Source organism: Oceanimonas sp. GK1 (assembly GCF_000243075.1).
Classification (GTDB): Bacteria; Pseudomonadota; Gammaproteobacteria; order Enterobacterales; family Aeromonadaceae; genus Oceanimonas.
Genome location: NC_016745.1, coordinates 1,055,565 through 1,062,500, shown reverse-complemented (window position 1 = coordinate 1,062,500; position 6,936 = coordinate 1,055,565). Strand labels below are relative to the sequence as shown.

The window sequence follows — 6,936 nt, the reverse complement described above, 5'->3', positions numbered from 1 at the left end:
AGAATTACTGGTTCAGTACCAGACCATTGTCATCGGCATCCAGCTTCAGCAGCTTGCCGGGTACCACCCGTCCGGACAGCATGGCCTGGGCCAGCGGGTCTTCCACCTTCTGCTGAATGGCCCGCTTGAGCGGACGGGCACCAAACAGCGGATCGAAGCCGGCCGTGGCCAGTTTTTCCAGCAAGGCATCGCTGATCGAGACCTGGTAATCCATGCTCTCAAGCCGCTCCACCAGCCCCTGCAGCTGAATGCGGGCAATGGCCTTGATTTGATCCTGCGCCAGCGGATGGAACACCACGATTTCATCAATCCGGTTAATGAACTCGGGTCGGAATTGATGCCCCAGCACTTCCATCAGCATGGCCTTCATCTGATCGTAATCCTTGGAAGCACTGTGCTCCTGGATCAGATCCGAGCCGATGTTGGAGGTCATGATCACCACGGTATTGCGAAAGTCCACGGTGCGCCCCTGACCATCGGTGAGGCGACCGTCGTCCAGCACCTGCAACAGAATGTTGAACACGTCTGGATGGGCCTTTTCTACCTCATCAAGCAGGATCACCGAGTAGGGCTTGCGCCGCACCGCCTCGGTGAGGTAGCCGCCCTCTTCGTAACCCACGTAGCCAGGAGGCGCGCCCACCAGCCGGGACACCGAGTGCTTCTCCATAAATTCCGACATGTCGATGCGCACCATGGCGTCGCGGCTGTCGAACAGAAAGTCGGCCAGTGCCTTGCACAGCTCGGTTTTACCCACCCCGGTCGGGCCCATAAACAGGAAAGAGCCCACCGGCCGGTTGGGATCCGACAGCCCGGCCCGGCTGCGGCGAATGGCGTTGGCCACCGCGTCCACCGCCTCGTTCTGGCCAATCACCTGCTCGTGCAGACTGTCTTCCATGCGCAGCAGCTTTTCCTTTTCCCCTTCCAGCATCTTGGCCACGGGAATACCGGTCCAGCGGGACAACACATCGGCGATCTCCTCGTCGGTGACCCGGTTTTTCAGCAAGTGCTGCTCCTGCATCTCGGCCTGAGCGGCCAGATCCAACTGTTTTTCCAGCTCCGGAATACGGCCATACTGCAGCTCGGACATGCGCGCCAGGTCACTGGCCCGGCGGGCCACTTCCAGCTCCTGCCGCACCTGCTCCAGCTCCGCCTTGATATGCTGGGTGCCGGCGAGTGCCGCTTTTTCCGACTTCCACACCTCTTCCAGCTCGGCGTATTCCTTTTCCTTCTCCGCCAGCTCGTCACGGATCAGTTGCAATCGCTTGCGGCTGCCTTCGTCGTCTTCCTTGAGCAGCGCCTGCTCTTCCAGCTTGAGCTGAATGATCCGCCGATCCAGCCGGTCCAGGGGCTCGGGCTTGGAGTCGATCTGCAGGCGAATGCTGGAGGCCGCCTCGTCAATCAGATCGATGGCCTTGTCCGGCAACTGGCGATCGGCAATGTAGCGGTGGGACAGGGTCGCCGCCGCGACGATGGCCGGATCGGTGATCTGCACATGGTGGTGCAGCTCATAGCGCTCTTTCAGGCCACGCAGAATGGCGATGGTGTCTTCCACCGTCGGCTGGTCGACCAGCACCTTCTGGAACCGCCGCTCCAGCGCCGCATCCTTTTCCACATACTGACGGTATTCATCCAGGGTGGTGGCACCCACGCAGTGCAGCTCGCCCCGGGCCAGAGCCGGCTTGAGCATGTTGCCCGCATCCATGGCGCCTTCGCCCTTGCCGGCTCCCACCATGGTGTGCAGCTCGTCGATAAAGAGGATCACTCGGCCCTCTTCCTTGGCCAGCTCGTTGAGCAGCGCCTTGAGCCGCTCCTCGAATTCGCCGCGATACTTGGCACCGGCCACCAGGGCGCCCATGTCGAGGGACAGCACCCGCTTGTTCTTCAGTCCTTCCGGCACTTCGCCGTTGATAATGCGTTGCGCCAGCCCCTCGGCGATGGCGGTTTTACCCACGCCGGGCTCGCCAATGAGCACAGGGTTGTTCTTGGTGCGCCGCTGCAGCACCTGAATGGTACGGCGAATTTCATCGTCCCGGCCGATCACCGGATCCAGTTTGCCCTGCTCGGCCCGCTCGGTGAGATCGATGGTATATTTTTCCAGGGCCTGGCGGTTTTCTTCCGCATTGGGATCGTCCACCTTCTGGCCGCCACGAATGTCGTCGATGGCCTTGGTCAGCTTGTCTTTGGAGAGCCCTACCCGCTTGAGCAGCTCGCCCAGCTCGCCCTTGTCATCGAGGGAGGCCAGCAGAAACAACTCGGAAGAGATATAGGCATCCTTGCGCTGCTGGGCCAGCTTGTCGCACTGGTTGAGCAGCCGCCCCAGCACCGGCGACACCTGTACATCCATGTCGCCGCCGCTGACCCTGGGCAGGCGATCGAGGGATTTGTCGAGTTCCACCCGCAGGGCATTGCCATCGACGCGGGCAGTGGTCAGCAGCGGGCGTATGGTGCCGCCTTCCTGGTTAAGCATGGCCACCAGCAGGTGGGCCGGCTCGATATAGGCGTGATCCCGCCCCAACGCCATCGACTGGGCATCCTGCAGGGCGAGCTGGAATTTACTGGTAAGACGATCAAGACGCATCAGTGCTCTCCTTGAAACGCCCGCCAAGCGGGCATGCAAGCGTAAATACTGATACTAAGAATGGGGCCTTATGGCCGATTTTCAACCGGGGTTTATCGGTTTTTGCTAATCCAGCCAAACCAGTGAGGCCATGCGGCCGGTCTGGCCGTCGCGCCGGTAGGAAAAAAACCGCTCGGACTCAGACACCGTGCAATGCTCGCCACCATAGATATGGTGCACGCCCGCCGCCGCCAGCCGCAACCGGGCCAGATGGTAAATGTCGGCCAGCCACTTGTCGCCCCGGGGAGCAAAGGCTTCTTCGGCGAGCTCGGAATGGGCCATAAAGGCCTCGCGCACCTCTCCACCCACCTCAAAGGCACGGGGGCCGATGGCCGGCCCCAGCCAGGCCAGCACGGTATCGGGATCCACCTGCATCTCCTGCAGGGTGGCTTCCAGCACGCCAGCCGCCAACCCGCGCCAGCCGGCGTGGGCCGCCGCCACCACGGTGCCGGCCTGATCGCAGAACAGCACCGGCAGGCAGTCGGCGGTCATGACCGCACACACTCGCCCCGGCGTGCGGCTGACCACGGCGTCGGCGGTGAGGTTGTCGTTTTCCGCCGGCAAGGTCAGCACACGAATACCATGCACCTGCTCCAGCCAGACCGGCTCGGAAGGTAAATTCAGGCAGGCCGCCAGCCGCTCCCGGTTGGTGCGCACCGAAGCCGCATCATCCCCCACATGGCTGCCCAGGTTCAGGCTGTGCCAGGGCGCCCGGCTGACCCCGCCGGTACGGGTGCTCTGAGCGGCACACACATTGGCCGGGGCCGGCCAGTCGGGCAGGATCAGATCCATACCAGATCGTCCGGATGGGCCAGGGTATCGGCACGCAGCACCTCCACCAGCTGTAACATGTCGTCGGGAATGGGCGCATGCCATTCCATCATCTCGCCGGTGATCGGGTGCTCCAGCCGCAACATAACCGCATGCAGGGCCTGGCGCTTGAAGCCACGCAGAAACTCCAGTAGCTCGGGATCGGCGGCACGGGGGGGCTTGAGCCGGCCACCGTACACCGGATCGCCCACCAGCGGGTGCTTGAGGTGGGCCATGTGCACACGAATTTGATGGGTACGACCGGTTTCCAGCCGCAACCGCAACCGGGTGTGGGCGCGGAATTTTTCCATCACCCGATAATGGGTCACCGCCGGCTTGCCGGTGGGGGTCACCGCCATCTGAATACGCTGGGTCGGGTGGCGGCCGATGTTGGCATCCACGGTACCGCCGGCGGTCATGTGGCCAATGGCCACCGCCTCATATTCACGGGTAATGTGGCGAGCCTGCAGGGCGCTGACCAGATGGGTCTGGGCCGGCACCGTTTTGGCTACCACCATCAGGCCGGTGGTGTCTTTGTCCAGCCGGTGCACAATACCGGCCCGGGGCACCTCGGCGATGGCCGGGCAGTGATGCAGCAGGGCGTTGAGCAGGGTGCCGTCGGGGGTACCGGCGCCCGGATGTACCACCAGGCCGGCGGGCTTGTTGATCACCAGAATGTCGTCGTCTTCGTACACGATATTCAGGTCAATGGCCTGGGGCTCGAACCTGACTTCGTCTTCCAGCTCGGCGTTCACCACCACTTGCTGACCGGGCAGCACTTTTTCCCGGGGCTTGCTTACCACGGTACCGTCCAGCCGCACCTGCTCCTGCTGGATCCAGGTTTTGATGCGGGAACGGGAGTAATCGGGGAACATTTCCGCCAACGCCTGGTCCAGACGTTGACCGTATTGATGATCGGCGACCACGCCGTTCAGTTCGATATGCTGGCTCATGAAGACCACTGGTTACCAAATGATATTTAATTGGTTATTCTAGCGGTTCTTGACGCTGAGCTTAATCAGTTTCCGAATTTTGCAATCACAATGGACTTTTCAATGGCGAAACAACGAAGCCTCTGGCTCACCCTGACACTGACCCTGGCGCTGGCCGCCACCGGCTGCTCCAGCACCAACAAGAACGAAGTTCCGGATGAAGCGCCGGAGGTGCTGTATCAGGATGCCCAGGCACGACTGCAGGCCGGAAACTACATTCGCGCCGCCGAGCTGCTGGAAGCCATGGACGCCCGCTATCCGTTTGGCGCCTACTCCAACCAGGTGCAGCTTGACCTGATTTATGCCTACTACAAGCAGGACGATACCGTCCGGGCACTGGCCAACATCGATCGCTTTATTCGTCTGAACCCCAACCACCCCGCCATTGACTACGCCCGCTACATGCGCGGCCTGACCAATATGTCGGCGGACTACAACTTCTTCCAGAACCTGTTCAACGTGGACCGGGCCGACCGGGATCCCGGCTATGCCCGCCAGGCCTTTGCCGACTTTCGCCAGTTGCTGCGCCAGCACCCCGACAGCGTCTATGCCGCCGACGCCCGGGCCCGCATGGTCAGCCTGAAAAACCGCCTGGCCCGCCATGATCTGGCGGTGGCCGAATATTACGCCAAGCGCCAGGCCTGGCTGGCCGCCGCCAACCGCGCCAAATTCGTGGTGGAGTCCTACCCCGACACCGAGCAGCTCAAGCCCGCCCTGCGCATTATGCAGCAGGCCTACGATGAACTCGGCCTCACCAGCATGGCAAACCACGCCGAAGCCGTGCTCAAGGCCAACTATCCCGCCGGCTGATCTTGCTGTTATGCCCACAAAAAACCCGCAAACGCGGGTTTTTTGCTTTCCAGGGACTGGAGATAACGCAGGTCATGTCCCATGTCGACACAGTTGTGTCTAGCAGGTCTTGTCCCTGCCCGTCACTGGCCGAAGTAGGCAGTGAGAAAGTCGTCAAAGCTGACGGTATCGGCCTCCTCCAGCTTGCGCTGGCGGGCCTGGGAGCGTGCGCCTTCTTCGTCGAAGTAGTTGTCGTCCCAGTAACGGGGGCGTACCTGGTTGAAGTGCTCGCTGTAACGGTGGGAAAGCTCCAGTCCCAGGGGAAGAATGTCGCTGTTGCGCTGTTTCAGTTCATTCAGCACCCTGGCCGACAAGGTCAGCGCAGGATCGCGCATGGCCGCCAGTTGGTGCTCATGGGCCTGGCGATAGCAGCCCCGGCCACAACAGGCATCAAGCAGGCTGGCCACCTCGGCCAGCTCGGCAAAGTACTGCTCGCCGAGTTCTGCCAGTGGCAGGGAATCGCCCTCGAACACTTCCAGCATCAGGCCGGGCTTGCGCCCTTCCAGCACCACCTTGGTGAAGTTACGGCGGTTCAGGGCAATTTCGTCCTCACCCAGCGGCGCGGACGGCGTGAGCAGGCACCACAGCAGAAAGCTGTCGAGAAACCGGATCTGTCCGGCATCGATGCCCACCGGCGAGAAGGGGTTCACGTCCACCGAGCGCACTTCAATGTATTCCACCCCCCGGGCTTCCAGCGCATCGGTGGGCTTTTCACCGCTTTCGGCGGTACGCTTGGGACGAATGGGTGCATACAGCTCGTTTTCGATTTGCAGCACATTGTCGTTGAGCTGACGGTATTCGCCATCCACCTTGACACCGATGCGGGCAAACTCGGGGGCGTGGGTGCCAATGGCCCGGCGCAGGCTGGCCACGTACTCATCCAGGCTGTTGAGGGAAATATTGAGCCCGGCCTGGGCGCTGTTGGTGTAGCCCAGATCCGACAGTCGCAGCGAGGTGGCATAGGGCAGGTACAGGGTGCCCTTGCCCAGCCGCTCAAAGGGCAGCTGGTGCTCACGCCCCTGCAAAAAGGAGCCACACAGGGCGGGCGAGGCGCCGAACAGATAGGGGATCAGCCAGCCATAACGGTAAAAGTTGCGGATCAGGCCCAGGTAGGCGTCGGACACAAAATCCTGCAGATAGCGGCCGTTGCCTTCCAGCTCGTGCCACTCCACCCAGAAACTGTCGGGCATGGAAAAATTGAAATGCACGCCCGAAATCACCTGCATTCGGCTGCCGTATCGGTGGTGCAGGCCCTGGCGATACAGGGTTTTCATGCGGCCCACGTTGGAGCTGCCGTATTGTGCCAGGGGAATAGGCTCATTTCCCTGCAGCAGGCAGGGCATGCTCAGGGGCCAGAGTTGTTCATCGCCCAGATGACGCACCGTGTAGCGGTGAATATCGCTGAGCTGAGCCAGCAGGGTCTCCACCGAATCAGACACCGGCGTGATGAATTCCATCAGGGATTCGGAGAAGTCGGTGGTGATATGGGCATGGCTCAGGGCCGAGCCCAACACCCGGGGGTGCGGGGTTTGCGCCAGCTTGCCGTCCGGCGTGATGCGCAGGCTCTCGCGCTCAATGCCGCGGCGAATGCCCTTGATGGCCGGCAGTCTGGATACCGCCCGAAAGGCCTCAAGACGCTGGGCCAGATTAGAAGGGGTGTTGGTCATT

The 6,936-nt window shown here is 61.9% G+C and carries 5 protein-coding genes; 1 reads left to right on the top strand and 4 read right to left on the bottom strand.

The window, feature by feature from the left end; genetic code table 11:
* Positions 1-4: 4 nt before the first annotated feature.
* From clpB to rluD, 3 genes are all read right to left on the bottom strand, one after another.
* On the bottom strand, positions 5-2,578 hold the full coding sequence (clpB, locus tag GU3_RS05055) for an ATP-dependent chaperone ClpB (RefSeq protein ID WP_014291470.1): 2,574 nt from the start codon (positions 2,576-2,578) through the stop codon (positions 5-7).
* Between the two features lie 105 nt (positions 2,579-2,683).
* Entirely contained in the window at positions 2,684-3,409 is a 726-nt protein-coding gene (yfiH, locus tag GU3_RS05050; RefSeq protein ID WP_014291469.1) for a purine nucleoside phosphorylase YfiH, read from the bottom strand.
* The gene (gene rluD, locus GU3_RS05045) at positions 3,400-4,380 is read right to left on the bottom strand and encodes a 23S rRNA pseudouridine(1911/1915/1917) synthase RluD (RefSeq protein WP_014291468.1); all 981 of its coding nucleotides are present in this window, start codon (positions 4,378-4,380) and stop codon (positions 3,400-3,402) included. Before rluD ends, yfiH begins: the two co-directional genes overlap by 10 nt.
* A 102-nt stretch (positions 4,381-4,482) precedes the next feature.
* On the opposite strand from rluD, the gene GU3_RS05040 reads away from it, so the two are divergent.
* The gene (locus GU3_RS05040; protein WP_014291467.1) at positions 4,483-5,229 is read left to right on the top strand and encodes an outer membrane protein assembly factor BamD; all 747 of its coding nucleotides are present in this window, start codon (positions 4,483-4,485) and stop codon (positions 5,227-5,229) included.
* Between the two features lie 122 nt (positions 5,230-5,351).
* Here the strand turns inward: GU3_RS05040 and gshA are convergent, their stop codons facing one another.
* Entirely contained in the window at positions 5,352-6,935 is a 1,584-nt protein-coding gene (gene gshA, locus GU3_RS05035; protein ID WP_014291466.1) for a glutamate--cysteine ligase, read from the bottom strand.
* Position 6,936 lies beyond the last annotated feature (1 nt).